The sequence below is a fragment of the Asanoa ishikariensis genome (assembly GCF_900107455.1).
Taxonomy (GTDB): Bacteria; Actinomycetota; Actinomycetes; order Mycobacteriales; family Micromonosporaceae; genus Asanoa; species Asanoa ishikariensis.
In genome coordinates, this window is record NZ_FNQB01000002.1 from 1,803,801 (window position 1) to 1,821,004 (window position 17,204).

The window sequence follows — 17,204 nt, forward strand, 5'->3', positions numbered from 1 at the left end:
GTGATTGGTACGGTCCGTCGCATGGCGGATCGCATCATCACCGAGGTCGATGAGCTGAAGGCGGTTACGCACCCGCTGCGGGTGCGGATGTTGGGTGCGTTGCGGGCCGACGGGCCGGCCACGGCGACCGAGCTGGCCCGGCGCTTCGACACCGACACCGGCACCACCAGCTATCACCTGCGCAAGCTGGCCCGGCACGGGTTCGTCGAAGAGGCCGAGCAGCGCGACGGCCGCGAGCGGCGCTGGCAGGCCAGCCACCCGACCACCTCGTGGGACACCGCTGAGCTGGCGAAGACCGCCGAGGGTCGCGCCGCGGTGTCGCTCATGCGCCGGCACCAGCTCGCCGCGCTCCAACGTGGGGTCTCGGCCTACGAGGTGGCGGAGGCCGACCTGCCGCCGGAGTGGGTGGCCGCCGCCGGGATGAGCGACCTGCGGGCCAGGCTGTCGGCGCGGTCCCTGCTCGAGCTGGAGCGGGAGATCCTCGAGCTGATCGACGCGCACGTCGCGGCCGACGCCGACGACCCGGACGCCAGGCCGGTGCTGCTGCACTTCGGCGGCTTCCCGCGGATCGACCCGCCGGGCTGGTCCGACGTGGCGGACGAGTCATGACCGGCCGCGGTGCCGAGCGGCGCTACGCGCTGCTGGTCTTCCTGTTCTGGCTGCCCACCGGGCTCTACCTGGCGACCAAGGTCCTGCTGATGCTGGAGCGCGGCATGAGCGTCGCCGCCATCGGCACGGTCGTGCTGATCTTCTCGCTGACGACGGCGGCGCTCGAGCTGCCGACGGGCGGGCTCGCCGACGTGATCGGGCGGCGCACGGTGCTGGCCGCCTCGGCCGTGGCCAGCTTCGCCGGCCTGGCCCTGCTCGCGGTCGCCGACGTTTTCTGGCTGTTCGCCGCCTCGGCCGTGCTGCGCGGCATCGCGCGGGCGCTGTCCAGCGGACCCGACGAGGCCTGGTTCGTCGACACGATGCACGCGGCCGAGGGGCCGGACGCGTCGCTGACCCGCGGCCTGGCCCGGGGCGAAGCCTCGTCGTCGGTCGGGCTCGGCATCGGCACCCTCGTCGGAGGCGCGCTGCCACTGGCGGTCGGCGCGGTCTTCTGGCTGCCCGCGCTGGCCGTCCCGGTGGCGATCGCCGCCCTGGTCGAGCTGCTCCGGCTGCTGGTCACGGTGTTCGGCATGCCGGAGCCGCCGCGGCCGCGGACCTCGTTCGGTGCCGTGTTGCGCGGGGTGCCGGCGACCGTCGCCGCCGGGCTCCGGCTCGGCCTGCGCGACGGGGTGCTGGCCCGGCTGCTGCTGGCCGCCGCGGGGGTCGGGGTGGCGCTGTCCGCGATCGAGCTGCTCACCCCGGGCTGGCTGGCCGGGCTGGTCGGCGACCCGGAGCGGGGCGCGTCCACCTACGCGGTGGTCGCGGCGGCCGGGTTCGGCGCGAACGCGGTGGGCAGCCTGCTCGGCCCGTGGGCGCAGCGCCGCCTCGGCTCGGCGGTGCGGGCCGGTGTCGCGGGCATCGCACTCGGCGCGGCGGCCCTGGTCGGGGTCGCGCTCGCCGGGCCGGCCCTGCACGAGGCGACGATCGGCGTGCCGGTCGTCGCGGCGGCCTACCTGCTGCTGTTCGTCGGGCTCGGCGTGACCGCGGCACCGCAGGCCGCGCTGCTGCACGCCCGGGTGGCCTCCACCGAACGCGCGACAGTGATCTCGGTGCAGTCGCTGGCCTTGCAGGCCGCGGGAGCGGTCGGGTCCGTCTGCTTCGGCGCGCTCGCCACCGCCCGGGGTGCGGCCTTCGCGTTCGGCGCGGCGGGGGTAGCGCTTGCCGCCGCCGCCCTCGTGGTGGCCCGGATCCGCGTCACCGACCCCGCACCAACTCCGCTCCGCGAGCCGACGCCCGCGTTGTAGGTCCCCCGAACCCATCATCGGCGCGGCCACTGCGGCCTGACCGCGCCTTGGCCACCTTGGCCGCGCTCGCCCTGACCGCGCGACGCCGAGGGACCGGGCTCGTGTAGCAAGGCGTGCCAGCGGGTAGTTATCGACCGCATGACGGTCTATGGCTGGCACGCCTCGCACGAGCAGGTCCATCCCCGCGCACTTCTCGACGCCGCGGTAGCGGCCCAGGAGGCCGGGTTCGGCGCCGCGATGTCCTCCGACCACTTCTCGCCCTGGAGCGCCCGCCAAGGGGAGTCCGGCTTCGCCTGGTCGTGGCTGGGTGCCGCGTTGCAGGCCACCGACCTCCAGTTCGGGGTGGTCAACGCGCCGGGTCAGCGTTACCACCCGGCGATCGTCGCGCAGGCGATCGGGACGTTGGCGGCGATGTACCCGGGGCGGTTCTGGGCCGCGCTCGGCACCGGCGAGGCCAGCAACGAGCACATCACCGGTGGTGGCTGGCCGCGCAAGGACCTGCGGGCCGCCCGGCTGCGGGAGTGCGTCGACGTGATCCGGGCCCTGCTGGCCGGCGAGGAGGTCAGCCACGACGGGCTGGTCACCGTCGACCGGGCGCGGCTGTGGACCCGGCCGACGGAACCGCCGGCTCTCGTCGGCGCCGCGGTCAGCGTCGAGACCGCGGAATGGTGTGCCGAGTGGGCCGACGGGTTGATCACCGTCAACGCGCCGCACGAGCACCTGCGCCGGATGGTCGCCGCCTACCGCGACGCCGGCGGGCGTGGGCCGGTCTGCCTTCAGGCGCACCTGAGCTGGGCCGGCAGTGACGAGGAGGCGGAGGCGATCGCGTACGAGCAGTGGCGGTCCAACGTCTTCCCGCCGCCGGTCTGCTGGGACCTCGAGCTCACCGACCACTTCGACGCCGTCTCGAAGGACGTGCCCAGGGAACGGGTGGCCAAGACCGTGGACATCTCCGCCGACCTCGGCTGGCACGCGGCCCGGCTGCGCTCGTACGCGGAGATCGGTTTTGACCGGATCTATCTGCATCACGTGGGTCAGGAGCAAGCCGCCTTCATCGACGCGTTCGGTGCGAAGGTCCTGCCGCAACTGGACTGACTGGTCGCGGCCCACCGCACCCACATAGCATTCCGCGCATGGAAGGCCTGAACGAGATCGTCATCCTGCTGGCGGTCGCCGTCTTCGGTGCGGCGCTCGCCCGCAAGATCGGGTTTCTCTCACCGATCGTCCTGATGATTCTCGGCCTCGCACTGTCGTTCCTGCCCGGCTTCCCGACCTTCCACCTCGAGCCCGAGTTCGTGCTGATCGGCGTCCTGCCACCACTGCTCTACGTGGCCGCGCTGCAGACCTCGGTGCCGGCGTTCCGATTCAACCTGCGGCCGATCCTGCTGCTCGGCATCGGGCTCGTGGTGTTCACCGCGCTGGCGGTCGGCTTCGTGGTGCACCTGATCCTGCCGCAGGCGCCGTTCGCGATCTGCGTGGCGCTCGGCGCGGTGGTGGCCCCGCCGGACGCGGTCTCGGCGACCGCCATCGCGCGGCGGATCGGCCTGCCCCGCCGGGTCGTGACGATCCTCGAGGGCGAGAGCCTGATCAACGACGCCACCGCGCTGGTGCTGCTCCGGGTCGCCACCGCCGCCGCGACCGGTGGCGCGGTCGGCTTCGGCGCGGTCGGCGAGCAGATCCTGATCTCGGCGGGCGGCGGCATCGCGATCGGCATCGCCGGCGCGGTGATCTTCGGCTTTCTGCACAAGCGGATCAAGGACCCGCTGCTCGACAACGCGCTCTCGCTGCTCACCCCGTGGGCCGTCGTGCTGCCGTCCGAGGCCATCCACGCCTCCGGCGTCGTCGCGGTGGTGGTCACCGGCCTCGCGCTCGGCCACCGCATGCCGACCCTGATGGCGGCCGGCTCGCGGCTGCAGATGGACGCGTTCTGGCGGCTGGTCCGCTTCCTGCTCGAAGGCCTGGTCTTCCTGCTGGTCGGCCTCCAGTTGCGCACCGTCATCGACGACATCAGCACACCCTGGGGCACCGTGATCGGCGCGACGTTCGCGGTCATCGGGACGCTGATCCTGACCCGCTACATCTGGGTGCTGCCCGGCGGCTGGATCCCCCGGATGTCGGCCCGGGTACGCGGCCGCGAGGGCAGTTTCACCTGGCAGCACCCGGTGATCATCGGCTGGGCCGGCATGCGCGGCGTGGTCACGCTGGCCGCCGCCCTGGCGTTGCCCAGCGTCGGCACCGGCGAGGGCGAGGCCCTCTATCCGCGCGACGTGTTCATCTTCATCGCGTTCGCGGTGATCCTCTTCACGCTGCTGGTCTTCGGCCTGACCCTGCCGACCTTCTCGCGCAAGCTCGGGCTGCCGCCGGAGGACCCGACGAAGGACTTCCTGGCCGAGGCCGCGGTGCAGCAGGCCGCCGCCCGGGCCGCCAAGGAGCGGCTGGAGGCCAGCTCCGAAGGCGCGCCCCAGTCGGTGGTCACCCGGTTGCGGCAACAGGTGGTCGACCGCACCAACACCGCGTGGGAACGCCTGGGCGGGGACGGGCGGGAGACCCCGTCAGCGGCGTACGGTCGACTTCGGCAAGAGATGATCGACGCCGAGCGCGAGGTGTTCCGGACGGCCCGTGACGAGGGCCGCATCCCGGAAGAGGTGCTCAACCGCGCCTACCGCGACCTGGATCTCGAGGAATCTCTGCTCACTCGCCGCGAAGAGGACTAATGGGGGCACGAATGACCTGCGACGACATCACGCTGGCCGAATCACCGGAGCCGCAGACCACCGAGGGCTGTCAGGACTGCCTGGCCGCGGGCGAGCACGACTGGGTGCACCTGCGCCTCTGCGAGTCCTGCGGCCACATCGGCTGCTGCGACTCCTCGCCGAACCGGCACGCCACGGCCCACTTCAAGGAAACCGGCCACCCGGTCATCAAGTCCTTCCAGCCCGGCGAAAACTGGAAATGGTGCTTCGTCCACGAAACGCTTGGCTGACGAGTGAGAAGGGGTGTCGCATCGCGACACCCCTTCGGATTTTCACTAGCCGGCCTCGCCCGGGTCGGTGGGGAGATCGGGTAGGTCGTCGAACCATGGGTCGTACCAGGTCGGGCCGTCGGTCGGGACCGGTGGCAGGGTCGGCGGGACCGTCGGCACCGGCGGGATCGTCGGGATCGGCGGGTTGGTCGGAATCGGTGGGACGGTCGGAACCGGCGGGTTCGTAGGCACCGGTGGGACGGTCGGAGGCGGCGTCCAGGCGGGTTCGCCGTAGGTCTGTGGCCGGGCGTAGTAGAGGTTGCCGTCCTCGGCCACGAACGCGATGTCGTGGGTGCCGCGGACGAACGTGCCGCCCTCGACCGAGGCGCCGCCCGAGGCCTCGAAGCGGGCCGTGCCGCTCGCCTTGTGGCTGGTCGCGTCCTTCATGAAGTCGTCGCCGGTCCGGCCCGGGTCCGTGGTGAAGACCCAGAGCCGCTCGTGGTCCTGCACCATCATCCGGGTGCGGTCGTCGGAGATGCTCGCCGCCGAGATGTTGTCGACGTCGCGGCCGAAACGGCCGATCCGGGTCAGCCGCGCCTCGCCCGAGGTCCCGGACGGCAGGTCCACGCGGTAGACCGGCGTGCCGCTGGTCTTCGCGAACACGTAGAAGTGCCCGTCCAGCCAGAGCAACGCCTCCGAGTTGTACGTGCTGCAGCCCGGCTTCGTGTTGTCCGGGAACCGCAGGGTGTACGAGGCGACCACCTCCAACGGCCCGGAACCGCCCGGTGCCGGCTCGGCCACCCGCAGCAGCCGCTGCTGGTCCTTGCAGTTGTTGGCGCCCAACTGACCGATCCACAGCGCACCGGCGTCGTCGACGGTCAGGTCCTCCCAGTCCTCGTTCTTCGCGCCCGTGACCGGGTACGACGGGAACAACTCGTCGCCGCGCACCGCCTCCGGCATCCCGCCCGCCGAGATCCGCATGCCCCAGATCGCGTCGCGCGGCTTGCCGGGCTTGCTGGACCCGCCGTCGCGGAGCCAGTAGTACATGCCCGGGTAGGTCTTGCTCGCGATCAGCCCGGACGCCTCCGAGGCGGGCAGCTTCACGCCGAGCGGCGGCATCCGGCCCGGGAAGATCGGCGCGTCCCTGACCTTCTCCGGTGCGGGGTCGGCGCTCGCGTCGGTGCCGCCGACGGTGACGGCGTACCAGCCCGCCAGCGAGGCCGCCGCGAGCGCGACGACGCTCCACAGTGATCGTCTGCGCACCTGGGCCTCCTCGTTAAGCGAGCCGGTCTCTCCTATTCGTAACATAAAGGACAGTCCGGACGATGAGGACTCTACGGGTTTGATGCCTGTCAATATGGGGAAGGAGGGCCGGCACTCTGCCCCGGGAGGCTTCCATGACCCAGACCGCCGCCGATCGTTTCCGCAGCCGTCACGTACGACACGAGGTCAAGGTCCGTGATCTGCCCGAAGCTCCACGATCACACTGGCGGATCATCGGGCCGGGGGTGATCGCCGCAGGCGTCGGGCTGGCCTCCGGCGAGTTCATCCTGTTCCCGTACATCGCCTCGCAGGTCGGTCTGGTCTTCCTGTGGGCGGCCGCGGTCGGCCTGATCACCCAGTGGTTCCTCAACATGGAGATCGAGCGCTACACGCTGGCGACCGGCGAGACCGCGTTGACCGGCTTCTCGCGTACCTGGCGGCACTGGGGTCTGGTGTTCGCGATCCTGACCTACTTCGCCAACCTCTGGCCCGGCTGGGCGACGAGCTCCGCGACGATGCTGACCTACATCTTCGGCGGTGAGCCGCGCTGGATCGCGATCGGCATGCTCGCCGTGATCGGCGTGACGCTGACCCTGGCGCCGGTGATCTACACCGTCCTGGAGCGGGTCGAGTTCCTCAAGGTCGGCCTGGTCATCCTCTTCATCGTGATCGCGGTGATCTTCGCGGTCACCAGCGACGCCTGGTCGTCGCTCGGGCACGACGTGGTCCGCCCCGAGTTCCCGACCGAGCTCGGCTTCGCGCTGATGCTCTCCGCGCTGGTCTTCGCCGGCGCCGGCGGCGGCCAGAACCTCGTGCAGAGCAACTGGATCCGGGACAAGGGCTTCGGCATGGGCGCGTACGTGCCGCGTCTGGTCAGCCCGATCACCGGCAAGGAGGAGGCCGCGCCCGACTCGACCGGCTTCGTCTTCGAGGACAACGACGCCAACCTGGCCCGCTGGAAGCAGTGGTGGAAGCTGGCCAACAAGGAGCAGCTCTACACCTTCGTGCTGATCACCATCGTGACCATCACGCTGATGTCGCTGCTGTCGTACTCGACCGTCTTCGGCGTGCCCGGGCTGGCCAACGGCGTCGGCTTCCTGGAGGTCGAGGGGGAGCGGCTCAAGGAGCTCGTCGGCGAGTGGTTCGGCGTCCTGTTCTGGGCCATCGGCGCGATCTCCCTGTTCGCCGCGGCGATGGGCATCGTCGACTACACCAGCCGGCTGGCCGCGGACGTGCTCAAGGTCAGCTACCTGCGCCGCGTCTCCGAGAGCCGGATCTACTTCGCGCTGGTCTGGGGCCTGGTCCTGATCGGCGTCCTGGTCCTGGTCGGCGGCTTCGACCAGCCACTGGTCCTGCTGGTCATCTCCGCCTGCGTCGGCGGCCTGATGATGTTCCTCTACTCAGGACTGCTCCTGCTGGTCAACCGCAAGTTCCTGCCGGAACGCGTGCGCCCGCGCGGCATCCGCGTCATCGCCCTGATCTGGGGCGTCCTGCTCTTCGGCGTCTTCTCCGTGCTGACCATCAAGGAACAGGGAGCCAAGCTGCTCGACTGGCTGGGGTGAAATCCCTACGGGAGGCCAGGGGGAGTTTCCCGATGTCGTCTAGGGCGGCGAGCTTGGAAGTCTTCGGTCATGACCACCACGACCAGGCTCACCGCCCTCGCGGCGCCGTTGCTCATGCTGATCTACGGGATCAACCGGTACGTCGACGGGCTCGACGGCGACCGCGGCAACGGGATCGCGTGGGACATCGGCCACACCGCGTTCTTCTTCGCGTTCGTGCTGTTCGCCGTGCTCGCGGTCAGCCTCCACCGGATCGTGCCGGTGCCCGAGCGCTGGCAGCGCCACCTGCGCGACGGCGCGTTGGTCGCCGCGCTGATCGGTGCCGCCTCGTTCCTGTGGGTGACGCTCACCGACCTGGTGCCGGCGATCCCGACCGGGCTGCCCGAGTGGGCCATGGCGGCCCTGCCGGCGCTGTTCCAGGTCGGCATGCTGACGCTGTTGGGTCAGCTCGTGGCAGCCCGCCGGGTGCCGATCTGGACCCCGCTGGTCATGCTGTTCGGCTTCATGCTGATCGTCGTCAACCTCGACCTGCTGCCGTTCGCCTCCGTCGTGATCCTCGCCGGACTGTCGCCGCTAGCCCGCAAGGAACCGGTCAGTTCGGGCTCACCCCGACCAGTTGGTCCTTGACATGGTCGCGGAAGGCTACGTAGTCCAGTTCGTTCTGGTCCGCGTAGTCCTCCGCGTACTCCACGATCGCCTTGTCGAAGCGGTCGGAGCCGCCCAGGTAGGCGCCGATCGCGACCGGGTCGCCCGACCGGGCGTGTGCCCGGGCCAGCGTCCAGCCGCACATGCGGGCGTACAGCGCCAGGCCCTCGGGGCGCATCCGCTCGATCGGCGCGGAGAACTTCCAGTCGCGTAGCTGGCGGACGTAGAAGTCCCGGGTCGCGCCGTCCGGGGCCTTGACCCGGGTCCAGCCCAGGAAGATGTCGCTGAGGGCCTGCATCAGGTGCTGGCCCGCGACCACCCGCTCACCCTGGTTGCGGAACCGGCTCGCACCGGCGTACCGCGCGAGCACCGACTTCTGTGCCTCCTTGGCCTGGAGGAACAGCGGCTCTCCGTCGCTGGTCTCCAGCAGCACGATCCAGGCCCGGGTGCCGACGCTGCCGACGCCGACGACCTTGCGGGCCACCTGCACCAGCTCGAACTCGCCCAGCAGGTGCCGGCGGTCGGTCGGCAGGCTGCGCTGGTACGACTGGACCACGCTACCGAGCAGCTCGTAGACGATGTCGACCTCGAGCCCGCTGAACACCTCTTCGATCGGGACGATGGTCGGCGGCTGGCTGATGATCCGCCGGCGCCCGTCGACCACTGTGGTCAGCTTCGTCAGCGCCTGCCGGCTGTCCTTGCCCCGCGCCTTGGCCAACACCGAGGTCGCCTCGCTGTACGCCTTCGGCCGGATCTGCTCGCGGAACCGCCCGATGGTCGACTCGACGTCGAGGTGCGCGTACCAGACCGCCAGGACACCCTGTTCGGCGAAGGTCCGGATGTTCTTCCGGTACGCCTCGACCCCGGACCGGACGATCTCCTTGCGGGCCTTGCGCTTGAAGCCGTTGTCCCGCGCCGCTACCGCGAGGCTGGCCGCCAGGCGCTTGACGTCCCACTCGAACGGGCCCGGCAGCGTCTCGTCGAAGTCGTTGCAGTCGAAGACCAGCCGCCGCTCGGGTGACGCGAACGCCCCGAAGTTCGACAGGTGGGCGTCACCGCAGAGCTGCACCTCCAGGTCTGAGCGCGGTGCCTCGGCGAGGTCCGCGGCCATCGGCAGCGCGGCGCCGCGGAAGTAGGTGAACGGCGAGACCGCCATCCGCGCGTGCCGGACCGGGACGAGCTCCGGTACGCGCGACTCGGCCTGGCCCATCAGCAGCGCGATCGGATCACGGCCGGCCTCGACCCCGGTCGCGGCGTGCGCGTCGAGCGGCACCTCGTTGCGGACCGCACGGCCGGCGGCGATCCGTTCGGCTCGCCCAGGGTGGGCGTGACCGTTGCCGGCGGCGCTCACGGCTCCTCGATCCACGGCGTGTGCAGGTCGAAGTACCTGGTCTTGTGGACCTGGAGTTTCGCCAACTCGGCGGCTTCCTCGGCCAGCTTCGGCGGGAGCGGCTTGCGCTCACCCGCGCGGGCGGCCGGTTCGTCGGTGAAGTAGACGGCCATCGTGTACTCGCCGTCGCCGTACGAGCAGGCGGTGGTGCCGAGCACGTCGGGCCGGAACTGGGCCCACTCCTCCGAGTCACCGAGCAGCAGCGTCAGCGCGCGGTCGCGGTCGCTGCCCTGGCCCTGGAGGATCTGCACGAACCCGGCCTGGTTCGGGTCGCCGGGCCGTTCGGCGACGGCGTCGTCGGCGTCGTGGAACTGGACCTCGCCGTCGAACAGCTTCGACGTGCGCTGCCACCACTGGTCCTGCTCGGGCCGTTCGCTGTTGCGCTGGGCCGAGTGGATGTCGGTGAAGCAGGCGAGGCCGATGAACTCGCCGTCGTCGGTCACCCCGCCCGTCGAGTTGATCCACCCCTCCGCGCCGGGCGACAGGTCCCGGATCCACTGGTCCATAGCGGCTTTCAGCTGCCCTGGGTCGCGCACGTGACCCTGGATGATCTGGACGAACATCACGAGCCTCCTTGCCGGGACGAGGGGGACACTCACCTTCAAACCTACGACGAGTCGGGGCGCAAAACGGCAAATCGACCGTATGGGGTAAATGTCACGATTAGTATGACGGCGGTGACGTCCGCGCCCCGTGTCCGGACCGGCGAACGCGACACGCCGTCCGCGCCGGCCCAGGCCGGGCTGGTGCTGACCGCGCTGATCCTGGTGGCCTCGGTGGCCAACCTGAACCTCTCGGTGGCCAACGTCGCGCTGCCCGACATCGGCCGGGCGTTCGACTCCTCGCAGACCCGGCTGGACCTGATCGCGATCGGCTACTCGCTCGGGCTCGCCGTGTCGGTGCTCTATCTCGGCGCGCTCGGCGATCGGCACGGCCGCAAGCTGATGCTGCTGATCGGCGTCGCGCTGGCCATGCCGATCAGCGTGCTGGCCGCCTGGTCGCCCTCGGACATCGTGCTGATCGTGGCCCGGATCCTCGGCGGGGTGTCCGCGGGCATGGCCTACCCGACCACCCTCGCACTGATCACCGCGCTGTGGTCCGGCCCGGCGCGGACGAAGGCGATCGCCCTCTGGTCCGGCGTGGGCGGCGCGGTCGCGGCGCTGGGTCCGACCATCGCCGGCGCGGTCCTGGAGGCCTTCTGGTGGGGCTCCGTCTTCCTGGTCACCCTGCCGCTCGCCGCGGTCGCACTGGTGCTGGCCGCCGTGCTGGTGCCTGGCCACGTCAACGAGGGCGGCGGGCGGGTCGACAACCTCGGCGGCGTGCTGTCCATCCTGCTGGTCGGCGCGCTGGTGCTCTCGATCAACGACGCCGCGGTGCCGGGGGCCGGGCCGCGGGCGATCATCCTGGGCGTGATCGCGGTGGTCGCGGCCGTACTTTTCGTGCGCCGCCAGCGCAGGGCGGCCAACCCGCTCTACGACCTGACGTACGCCGGGCGGCGGCTGTTCTGGGTCGCGGCCTGCGCCGGCATCATCGTGTTCGGCTCGCTGATGGGCGCGATGTTCGTGGGCCAGCAGTTCCTGCAGAACGTGCTCGGCTACTCGACGCTCAAGGCCGGCCTGTCGATCCTGCCGGCCGCCGCGCTGATGGTGCTGGTCGCGCCCCGCTCGGCGGTGCTCGTCCGGCGCCGCGGCTCCCGGATCACCCTGCTGCTCGGCTACGTGTTCTGCCTGCTCGGCTTCGTCGCGATGCTGCTGCTCTGGAAGGAGGACATCGCGTTCTGGCGGGTGGCGCTGGCGTACGGGCTGATCGGCATCGGCGTCGGGCTGGCCGGGACGCCCGCGTCGCACGCGCTGACGAGCTCGGTGCCGGTGCGCCGGGCCGGCATGGCCTCCGGCACCGCCGACCTCCAGCGCGACCTCGGCGGGGCGGTGCTCCAGTCGGTGTTCGGCGCGCTGCTCACCATCGGCTACGGTGCGGCGTTCGCCCGCGAGCTGGCCGGCGCGCCGGCGTCCTACCAGCCGGCGATCGACGAGACCCAGACCGAGCTGGAGAACTCCTTCGCCAGCGCCGTCGACACCGCACAGCGCTATCCGCAGTACGCGGAGCAGATCATCGGCGCCGCTCGGGAGGCGTTCCTGGACGGCGACCAGTGGACCTACGCCGCCGGCATCGGCGCGATCGCGTTCGGGGCGCTGCTGGTGTTCTTCGCGTTCCCCAAGCACGAACAGGAGCAGGAACTGCTCCGCGAGTACGCGTCAGCCGACCGCTAGCGGCTGCGGCGCGGCGCCCGCCGGCCGGCGCCGGACGACCAGCAGCGCCGCGGTCGCGAGGCCGACGAGCCACATCGGCGCGTACGTGACGGCCAACTGGACGCGGCTGGGTTGGCCGACCTCGTCGTTGACCAGCACGCTGGACTGGGTGATGAGGCTGATCAACGGCGGCAGGGTCAGCACCAGGGTGACCAGCCCGCACAGTGCGCCGGCCGCGGACGTGCGGGCCAGCGCGGCGGCGAGAGTGAAAGCGGCGAACGGCATACCGAACATGGCCAGGGCGGTGCCGTCGGACTGCGTCGTGGCCAGCACCAGCGTGAGCAGCGAGACCACCACGAGCCCGGCGGCGTCCCAGGGCACCGCCGGGAGGCGCCGGGCCAGCAGGACGCCGGCGATGGCGGCGACGACGCCGAGCAGCGGAATGAAGTCGTGCGTCCACGCGATGCCCAGGTTGCGCCCGCTGGCCGTGAACAGGGCGCCCGTGGCGCCGGCGCAGACCAGCGCGAAGCGGGCCGCGTCGGTCCCGGCGGCCCGGCCGCTCCATCCGACGAGCCACCAGGTCATACCGAGCCAGACGGCGAGCGTGCCCACCAGCACGAGGACGGCCACCGCCGCCGGGGACTGGGCGACGGCGCGGTCGGCGTACTGCATGTGGAAGACCGCACCGACGACGGCGCCGACCAGCGCGATCCGGCTGACCGCGACGAGACCCGGCGTCCGGGCTTCCTCGGCCGGCCGGACCAGGATCGCGGCGGCCGTGGCGAGCACCAGGGCGAGGACGTCGGCCCAGCCCAACTGGCGCAGCTCCGGCAGTCTCGGGAGCAGGTCCGGTGCGATCGCGAGGTTCACCAGCAGACCGGCGGTCAACGCGGCGATCGGCCAAGGATCTCCGTCGGCCGGGGAAGCGGGCAACACCGCCACGGCGACGGCGCCGAGCACGATGCCGCCGACCAGGGCCGCGAGTGGACGGACGAGCGGGTGCAGCTCACCGAAGGCGGAGTCCGCGTCCAGCGGCGCGTACGCGGCGAGCAGGCCCGCCACGAGCAGCCCCGCCGCCACCACCGGCCAGCCACGGGCGCGGCCCCGGACCTGCGCGCCCGCGGCGACGCCGACGAGGAGCAGGACGATCGAGCCGGTGGCGGAGACGATCCTCGCCACGCCCTTGGTGTCGGCCCCGACCGGGAAGCTTTCGAGGCCGTAGACCAGCGTCTCGCCGACCGGTCCGAAGACGACGATGCCGACCGCGAGGGCGGCCAGCGTCACCAGTACCCGTCTGATCATGGCGTTTCCTCCAGGTCGGCGACGATCACCGTGATGTTGTCGGGGCCGCCGGCGCGCCGGGCCAGGTCGATCAGGCGGGCCGCGCAGGCCGCGCGCTCCGGGTGGGTACGCAGCACGTCCGAGATCGTGTCCTCGCGCACCACATTGGACAGGCCGTCGCTGCACAACAGCCAGCGGTCGCCGGGAAGCGGCGTGAGCGTGGTGAAGGCCGGCTGGACCGGGTCGCCCTGGAGCGCCTGGGTGACCACCGCGCGGCGCGGGTGCACGTGCGCCTCGTCCGGGGTGATCACGCCCTCGTCGACCAGCATCTGCACGAACGTGTCGTCCTTGGTCATCTGCTGGGTGCGGCCGTCGCGGTGCAGGTAGGCCCGCGAGTCGCCGACGTGGGCCAGCGCCACGGCGCTGTTGTCGGGCGCGAACAGCAGCGCGGTCAGCGTCGTACCCATGCCGTCGCGGGTCGGGTCCTCGGCCACCGCGGCCCGGATGCGGTCGCCAGCGGCGTCGATCACCTCGCGCATCGCGTCGACGAGCTCGGCCGGCGGACGGTCGGCGTCGGCCGCCACGATCGCCTCGATCGTGATGGCGCTCGCGAGGTCACCGGCGGCCATCCCGCCCATCCCGTCGGCGACGGCGAGCAACCGGGCACCCGCGTGCATCGCGTCCTGGTTGGCTCGCCGGACCAGGCCGCGGTCGGTGAGTGCGACGGACCGCAGCAGAAGCGTCATGGCAGGCAGGATGCCAGGATGTGCGCCGGTTGTCTCTAGTAGATCACCTTCTCGGCCATCCGGTTCGCACCGTCCGGCCATCCGGATGTACCGCGAAGAGTCCAAGATCAGATAGTGCGCGACCGGAAAGGCCGGGAGAATGGCGCGATGACTGACATAGGGCGGCTCGCGCCCGGCGCGGCGCGCGACTGGTGCGGCACGATGCCGGTGCACCGCCGGCTGTTGGACAGCGACCCGGGTTACGCCCGCGCCCGCGAAGAGATCGAGACCTTCACGTTCGGCGCCGCCCGCGAGGAGCCGCCGCCGCTGGGACTGGTGACCATCCCGACGATCGTGCACGTGGTCTGGTCCCAGGCCGCGCAGAACATCGGCGACGACCAGGTGGCGACCCAGATGGAGGCGCTCAACCGCGACTTCCGCAAGCGCAACGTCGACCTCGTGCTGCTGCCGTCGGTGTGGGCCCCGATGGCGGCCGACGCCGACATCGAGTTCGTGCTGGCCGACGTGACCCGCACCCGCACCGACGTGGGTTCGTTCGACACCGACGACAGCGTCAAGTCGGCGCGCAGCGGCGGCGTCGACCCGGTGTCCACCGACACCCATCTCAACCTGTGGGTCTGCCAGCTCGGCGGTGGCCTGCTCGGCTATGCCCAGTTCCCGGGCGGCCCGCCGGAGACCGACGGCGTCGTGGTCACCCACACGGCGTTCGGCTCGTCCGGCACCGCGACCGCGCCGTTCGACCTGGGCCGCACCTTGACCCACGAGGTCGGCCACTGGCTCAACCTGCGACACATCTGGGGCGACGACGGCGACGGCTGCGGCGGCGACGACTTCGTGGCCGACACGCCCAACCAGGCCGGCCCCAACTACGGGCGACCGACGTACCCGAAGGTGTCCTGCAACAACGCGCCGCACGGCGACATGTTCGTCAACTACATGGACTACACCGACGACGCGGCCATGGTCATGTTCACGCTGGGCCAGGCGGCCCGGATGGCGGCCGCCCTGCGCGGCCCGCGCTCGGGCCTGCTGGCGGCGGCGGCCACGTCGTGACGGCACCGCCCGCGGCCCTCTTCCGGCGGTGGGTGCACGTGCGGGAGGAGGACGCCGCCGGCGTACGCGTCTTCCGCCCCGCCGACCGCCCGCTCCCGCCGGCCCGCGGGCGTGAGGGCATCGAGTTCCGCTCCGACGGCACGTTCGCCGACCTGCGACCCGGCCCGACCGACGCGCCCGTGGCGTCGGTCGGCCGGTGGAGCCTGCCGGCCCCGGCCCGGATCGCCCTGACCTACCCGCCGGGCGCCCGGTCCGCCGGCGCACCCACGGGCTACGAGATCGTCGAGGTCACCGCGGACCTCCTGCGCCTACGCCCGATCTAGGCGCGGCGGTTGCGCACGGCGCTGGCCACGACCGCGATCGCCAGGACGCCGATGATCGCGGTCAGGGACGGGCCGACGCCGATCTCCGGTGCGGCGACGTGTGAGCCGCGCAGTGCCTCGAAGACGAGCTTCACGCCGATGAAGCCGAGGATCACCGCGAGCGCGACCGGGAGGTAGACGACGCGCTCCAGCAGGCCGCCGACCACGTAGTAGAGCTGGCGCAGGCCGAGCATCGCGAACGCGTTGGCGGTGACGATCACGTACGCGCTCTGCGTCAGGCCGAACGCCGCCGGCAGCGAGTCCAGCGCGAACACCAGGTTGGCCAGGCCGATCGCGGCGATCACCAGCGGGATCGGGGTGAGCACCCGGCGCGCGTCGACCATGGTGGTGAACCGCCGGCCCGCGTACACGTCGGTGGCCGGGATCAGCCGGGACAGCAGCGTGATGCCGGGCGGCTTCTCCTCCTCGCCGCCCTTGTCGCGCAGCGAGCCGAGCAGCTTCACGGCCGTGTAGACCAGAAACGCGCCGAACAGGTAGAACAGCCAGTTGAAGGCGTGCACCGCGGCGCTGCCGGCGGCGATGAACACGATGCGCAGGGCGAGCGAGATCAGGATGCCGACGGTCAGCACCTCTTCGACCGCTCCCGGCGGCACCGCGAACCGGCCGATGATCAGCATGAAGACGAACAGGTTGTCGGCGCTGAGGCTGTATTCCGTCACGTAGGTGGCCACGAACTGCTCGGCCGTCTCCCGGCCCAGCCAGAACGCGATGACGACGGCGGCGACCAGCGCCAGGCCGACGTAGAGGCCGATCCAGCGCGCGGCACCGGCCGGCGTGATCGCGTCCTTGCGGCGGGACACGGCGAGCAGGTCGACCGCGAGCAGAGCGACCAGGATGACCGTGGTCAGCACCCAGCCCAGCACCGACACACCCACCACGCGCCTCCCCAGGCCGCCGCACCCAAACCCGAAGGAGAATAGTCCTCAGGGTTGGTCGAAGCGGCAGCAGGCGATCACGGCCGCCGACTCCGGAGGCAGGTCGACGCTGGTGTAGGTGATGCTCACGCCCGGGGTGGTGGTGAACAACACCGACTTGGGCACGCCGTGCAGGCCGACCCGGGCCGGCGCCATGCCGATGTTGGCCGCCACCACGAGCGCACCGCGCCGCATGGTGATCACCTCGGCGCCGCGGCGGATCGGCCTGGTCGGTTCGGGTCGGGCGGCGGCCAGGTCGGGGTGGGCCCGGCGCAGGGCCGTGAGCTCGCGCAGCGTCGCCGCCGGCAGGTCGTCGGACCGCGACAGCAGCGGGGTCAGCGGCGCCGTCAGCAGCAGCGTCGCCGCCACGTCGCGCAGCCCGGTCAGCGTGGCCACGGCGCCCGGCGGCGGCGGTGCGAGCGGCAGCACGGGATCGGGGTCCTCGGTCCGCCACAGCCACGCGCTGACGCCGTCGAGGGTGCCGAGCACCCCGCCCTCGGCCGGCACGAGGAACCGGTTGGACTCGGCCAGCGTCAGTGGTCGGCCGAGGTGGTCGGAGAGCGCGCCGACCGCGGCCGCGAACTCGCCCAGTGGCACGGGCGCCGGCGGGCCGTCCAGGCGCACGCCGTCGAGGGCGAAGCCGGCCAGCCACTGCACGACGTGGTCGACCACGGCCGGGCCGAGGATGCGATCGCTGGCCAGCCGCAGCGTGACGCCGAGCCCGCGCGCCCGGGCGGCCACGACGAACCGACGCAGCAGGTCGTCGTCCTCCGGCGGCTCGATCTCGACGGTGTCGACACCGAGGTCGGCCAGCGCGGTCACGGCGGACAGGTCGTCCAGCGCGTAGACGACCCGGCCGGACAC

Annotated in this window: 17 protein-coding genes; 10 read left to right on the forward strand and 7 right to left on the reverse strand. The window is 71.7% G+C overall.

The window, feature by feature from the left end; genetic code table 11:
- Positions 1-21 precede the first annotated feature (21 nt).
- The 5 genes from BLV39_RS22820 (at position 22) to BLV39_RS22840 (ending at position 4,875) form a co-directional block, all read left to right on the forward strand.
- Entirely contained in the window at positions 22-609 is a 588-nt protein-coding gene (locus BLV39_RS22820) for a winged helix-turn-helix domain-containing protein (protein ID WP_090796393.1), read from the forward strand.
- Complete coding sequence (locus BLV39_RS22825; protein WP_090796396.1) at positions 606-1,892, forward strand: MFS transporter; 1,287 nt, start codon at positions 606-608, stop codon at positions 1,890-1,892. Before BLV39_RS22820 ends, BLV39_RS22825 begins: the two co-directional genes overlap by 4 nt.
- A 138-nt stretch (positions 1,893-2,030) precedes the next feature.
- Positions 2,031-2,987: a TIGR03885 family FMN-dependent LLM class oxidoreductase gene (locus BLV39_RS22830; RefSeq protein WP_090796400.1), complete on the forward strand. Its 957-nt coding sequence runs from the start codon at positions 2,031-2,033 to the stop codon at positions 2,985-2,987.
- A gap of 38 nt (positions 2,988-3,025) precedes the next feature.
- Positions 3,026-4,606 (forward strand): Na+/H+ antiporter, encoded by a 1,581-nt coding sequence (locus tag BLV39_RS22835; RefSeq protein WP_090796404.1) that lies wholly within the window; start codon positions 3,026-3,028, stop codon positions 4,604-4,606.
- A complete protein-coding gene (locus BLV39_RS22840) occupies positions 4,606-4,875 on the forward strand; it encodes a UBP-type zinc finger domain-containing protein (RefSeq protein WP_373315372.1) in 270 nt (89 codons plus the stop codon). The genes BLV39_RS22835 and BLV39_RS22840 overlap by 1 nt, the downstream gene beginning before the upstream one ends.
- 45 nt (positions 4,876-4,920) lie before the next feature.
- Here BLV39_RS22840 and BLV39_RS22845 read toward each other — a convergent pair whose 3' ends face one another.
- On the reverse strand, positions 4,921-6,117 hold the full coding sequence (locus tag BLV39_RS22845; protein WP_090796408.1) for a hypothetical protein: 1,197 nt from the start codon (positions 6,115-6,117) through the stop codon (positions 4,921-4,923).
- Positions 6,118-6,251: 134 nt separating this feature from the next.
- Here BLV39_RS22845 and BLV39_RS22850 point away from each other — a divergent pair, with 134 nt between their 5' ends.
- Together BLV39_RS22850 and BLV39_RS22855 are read left to right on the forward strand one after the other, a co-directional pair.
- Positions 6,252-7,679, forward strand: coding sequence for an Nramp family divalent metal transporter (locus BLV39_RS22850; RefSeq protein ID WP_090796412.1), 1,428 nt, complete (start codon positions 6,252-6,254; stop codon positions 7,677-7,679).
- 69 nt (positions 7,680-7,748) lie between these two features.
- Positions 7,749-8,306 carry a hypothetical protein gene (locus BLV39_RS22855; protein ID WP_090796417.1) on the forward strand — a complete coding sequence of 186 codons (558 nt, stop codon included), beginning with the start codon at positions 7,749-7,751 and terminating at the stop codon, positions 8,304-8,306.
- On the opposite strand, the gene BLV39_RS22860 is transcribed toward BLV39_RS22855, so the two are convergent.
- Both BLV39_RS22860 and BLV39_RS22865 read right to left on the reverse strand, forming a co-directional pair.
- A complete protein-coding gene (locus tag BLV39_RS22860; RefSeq protein WP_090796421.1) occupies positions 8,272-9,675 on the reverse strand; it encodes a DUF2252 domain-containing protein in 1,404 nt (467 codons plus the stop codon). The genes BLV39_RS22855 and BLV39_RS22860 overlap by 35 nt on opposite strands.
- Complete coding sequence (locus tag BLV39_RS22865; RefSeq protein ID WP_090796424.1) at positions 9,672-10,277, reverse strand: hypothetical protein; 606 nt, start codon at positions 10,275-10,277, stop codon at positions 9,672-9,674. Before BLV39_RS22865 ends, BLV39_RS22860 begins: the two co-directional genes overlap by 4 nt.
- Positions 10,278-10,391: 114 nt before the next feature.
- On the opposite strand from BLV39_RS22865, the gene BLV39_RS22870 reads away from it, so the two are divergent.
- Positions 10,392-11,984: an MFS transporter gene (locus tag BLV39_RS22870; protein ID WP_239083771.1), complete on the forward strand. Its 1,593-nt coding sequence runs from the start codon at positions 10,392-10,394 to the stop codon at positions 11,982-11,984.
- On the opposite strand, the gene BLV39_RS22875 is transcribed toward BLV39_RS22870, so the two are convergent.
- Together BLV39_RS22875 and BLV39_RS22880 are read right to left on the reverse strand one after the other, a co-directional pair.
- Complete coding sequence (locus BLV39_RS22875; RefSeq protein ID WP_090796433.1) at positions 11,970-13,265, reverse strand: hypothetical protein; 1,296 nt, start codon at positions 13,263-13,265, stop codon at positions 11,970-11,972. The genes BLV39_RS22870 and BLV39_RS22875 overlap by 15 nt on opposite strands.
- Complete coding sequence (locus tag BLV39_RS22880; RefSeq protein ID WP_090796440.1) at positions 13,262-13,990, reverse strand: PP2C family protein-serine/threonine phosphatase; 729 nt, start codon at positions 13,988-13,990, stop codon at positions 13,262-13,264. Before BLV39_RS22880 ends, BLV39_RS22875 begins: the two co-directional genes overlap by 4 nt.
- A gap of 147 nt (positions 13,991-14,137) precedes the next feature.
- Between BLV39_RS22880 and BLV39_RS22885 the strand changes: the two genes are divergently transcribed.
- Together BLV39_RS22885 and BLV39_RS22890 are read left to right on the forward strand one after the other, a co-directional pair.
- Positions 14,138-15,043: a zinc metalloprotease gene (locus tag BLV39_RS22885; RefSeq protein ID WP_204082820.1), complete on the forward strand. Its 906-nt coding sequence runs from the start codon at positions 14,138-14,140 to the stop codon at positions 15,041-15,043.
- Complete coding sequence (locus tag BLV39_RS22890) at positions 15,040-15,366, forward strand: hypothetical protein (protein WP_090796443.1); 327 nt, start codon at positions 15,040-15,042, stop codon at positions 15,364-15,366. Before BLV39_RS22885 ends, BLV39_RS22890 begins: the two co-directional genes overlap by 4 nt.
- Here the strand turns inward: BLV39_RS22890 and BLV39_RS22895 are convergent.
- On the reverse strand, positions 15,363-16,301 hold the full coding sequence (locus tag BLV39_RS22895) for a TerC/Alx family metal homeostasis membrane protein (RefSeq protein ID WP_090796447.1): 939 nt from the start codon (positions 16,299-16,301) through the stop codon (positions 15,363-15,365). The two genes, BLV39_RS22890 and BLV39_RS22895, sit on opposite strands and share 4 nt — an antisense overlap.
- Positions 16,302-16,349: 48 nt before the next feature.
- Positions 16,350-17,204, reverse strand: coding sequence for a DUF3459 domain-containing protein (locus BLV39_RS22900; protein WP_090796450.1), 855 nt, complete (start codon positions 17,202-17,204; stop codon positions 16,350-16,352).